The sequence below is a fragment of the Micrococcus sp. APC 4021 genome, assembly GCF_030407635.1.
In the GTDB taxonomy this organism is placed as follows: Bacteria; Actinomycetota; Actinomycetes; order Actinomycetales; family Micrococcaceae; genus Micrococcus; species Micrococcus luteus.
The window spans coordinates 1-2,529 of sequence record NZ_JASDCZ010000190.1; the positions used below are offsets into that span (position 1 = coordinate 1).

Below are 2,529 nucleotides of genomic sequence, written 5' to 3' on the forward strand. Positions count from 1 at the left end.
GGGATGGGGGACCGAGGAAGCCCGCCACCATGGCCCCTTTGAAACGGGATTGAGGCCATGGGGTCTGTGTGAGCCCCGTACGTCCATCAGACGGCCGGAAGCTCGTGACTTCACAGTAGACCCACGCGAGGGCTCGTCGCAATGGGCGGCTCCGGTTGCGCTGTGGGCAGAACACGGGGTGGCCGGACCGTGAACGCGAGGTGGCCTGATCGCCTGTGGACGACGGCCCGGCGGGTGCGCCGCCCGACCTAGGCTGGGCGCATGAGCGGGGTGGGATGGGCGTGGACGCACGGCGCGCCGGCGACGGCGGTGCTGTGGTCCCTGGGACTGGTGTGGTTCGCGGTGTGCACGGGCGTGCTCGTGCGCACGGACCTGCGCGAACATCGGCTGCCGAACCGATGGACGCTGCGGCTGGCGCTGGGCGGGTTGACGATGATGACCGGGGGAGCGCTGCTGGCGGGCCGGGGTGACCTGACCCTCTGCAGCCTGCTGGGCGGTCTCGGTTACACCGTGGCGATGCTCGCGCTGCACGTGCTCAGCCGCGGCGGCCTCGGGATGGGCGACGTGAAGCTGGCCGGCGGGCTGGGCGTGTACACGGGGGTGCTCGGTCCGACGGCGGTGCTCGCCGCCGGGGTGGGCGCGATCCTGCTCGGCGGCGTCGTGGCGGGGCTGCTGGTCCTCGCGGGCCGGGCGACGGGGCGAACGGCGCTGCCGTTCGGGCCGGCGATGGTGGCGGCGGCCGCCGGAGTGCTGGTGCTGGCGTGAACGTCGAGCGGCCGCCCTCCGCACGGGAGGACGGCCGCTCGGCGTCGTGGCCCGGGAGGCGGCGTCGCGCCGCTCACCGAATCCGCCGGATCACTCCGGGTGGGTCATGGACATGGTGTCCAGGGCCTTGTCCAGCTGCTCCTCGGTGATCTCGCCGCGCTCGACGTAGCCGAGGTCCACGACGGCCTCGCGCACGGTCATCTTGTTCGCGACGGCGTGCTTGGCGATCTTGGCGGCGGCCTCGTAGCCGATCACCTTGTTCAGCGGGGTCACGATGGACGGCGAGGCGCCGGCGAGGAAGGCGCAGCGCTCCTCGTTGGCCTCGATGCCGTCGATCATCTTGTCCGCCATGACGCGCGTCGTGTTGGCCAGCAGGCGGATGGACTCGAGCAGGTTGGCGGCCATCACGGGGATGCCCACGTTGAGCTCGAACGCGCCGTTGGTGGAGGACAGGGCGACGGTGGTGTCGTTGCCGATCACCTGGGCGCACACCATGATCGCGGCCTCGCAGATCACGGGGTTGACCTTGCCCGGCATGATCGAGGAGCCCGGCTGCAGGTCCGGGATGGCGATCTCGCCGAGGCCGGTGTTCGGGCCGGAGCCCATCCAGCGCAGGTCGTTGTTGATCTTCATGAGCGAGAACGCGATGTTCCGCAGCTGGCCGGAGGCCTCCACGAGGCCGTCACGGTTGGCCTGGGCCTCGAAGTGGTTGCGGGCCTCGGTCAGCGGCAGACCGGTCTCCTCGGCGAGCAGCTCGATCACGCGGGCGGAGAAGCCCTTCGGGGTGTTGATGCCGGTGCCCACGGCGGTGCCGCCGAGCGGGACCTCGGCCACGCGCGGCAGCGCGGACTGGATGCGCTCGATGCCGTAGCGGACCTGCGCGGCGTAGCCGCCGAACTCCTGGCCCAGGGTCACCGGAGTGGCGTCCATGAGGTGGGTGCGGCCGGACTTCACGACGCCGGCGAAGGCCTCCGCCTTCTTCTCGAGGGAGACGGCCAGGTGGTCCAGCGCCGGGACGAGGTCGTTCACGAGGGCGGCGGTGACGGCCACGTGCACGGAGGTCGGGAACACGTCGTTCGAGGACTGGGAGGCGTTGACGTGGTCGTTGGGGTGCACCTCGTCCTCGGAGCCGGCCTCCTTCAGTGCGCGGGTGGCGAGGGTGGCGAGCACCTCGTTGGTGTTCATGTTGGAGGAGGTGCCGGAGCCGGTCTGGAACACGTCGATCGGGAACTGGTCGTCGTGGTCGCCGGCGATGACCTGGTCCGCGGCGGCGACGATGGCGTCCGCGCGCTCCTGCGAGATGATGCCCAGCTCGGCGTTCGCCTTGGCCGCGGCCTTCTTGACCTGCGCGAGGGCGTGGATGTGGGCGGGCTCGAGGCCCTTGCCGGAGATCGGGAAGTTCTCCACGGCGCGCTGGGTCTGCGCACGGTAGAGCGCGTTCACCGGCACCTTCACCTCGCCCATGGTGTCGTGCTCGATGCGGAACTGCTGATCGGTGTTCTCTGCGGTCATGGTCACATCCTAGGACGGCGTGGGCGCCCGGTGCCGCACCGGACGCCCGACGTCGTCAGACCGCCAGGTCGCCGTGCACGCGGCCCGGTCGCGCGGTGCCCTCGGACAGCGAGTAGGTGAGCCCGACGACGGCGGTGCGCCCCGACTCGACGGCCGCGCGGACGGACTGCGAGGTCTCCAGGAGGTGGTCGCAGGTCTGGTCCACGTGCTCGGCCACGAACTCGTCGACCTCCTCCAGTCCGCGGCGGCGCC

2 protein-coding genes and 1 pseudogene are annotated in these 2,529 nt (G+C 71.2%); 1 reads left to right on the forward strand and 2 read right to left on the reverse strand.

Annotated elements, in window-relative coordinates; translation table 11 throughout:
* Positions 1 to 261: 261 nt before the first annotated feature.
* Complete coding sequence (locus QL983_RS11020) at positions 262 to 765, forward strand: A24 family peptidase (protein WP_063189028.1); 504 nt, start codon at positions 262 to 264, stop codon at positions 763 to 765.
* Between the two features lie 90 nt (positions 766 to 855).
* Here QL983_RS11020 and QL983_RS11025 read toward each other — a convergent pair whose 3' ends face one another.
* Together QL983_RS11025 and QL983_RS11030 are read right to left on the reverse strand one after the other, a co-directional pair.
* Positions 856 to 2,277, reverse strand: a complete 1,422-nt coding sequence (locus QL983_RS11025) for a class II fumarate hydratase (RefSeq protein WP_070709327.1) — start codon at positions 2,275 to 2,277, stop codon at positions 856 to 858.
* Positions 2,278 to 2,332: 55 nt separating this feature from the next.
* Positions 2,333 to 2,529: pseudogene (locus QL983_RS11030) on the reverse strand (carbonic anhydrase); the annotation flags it as partial.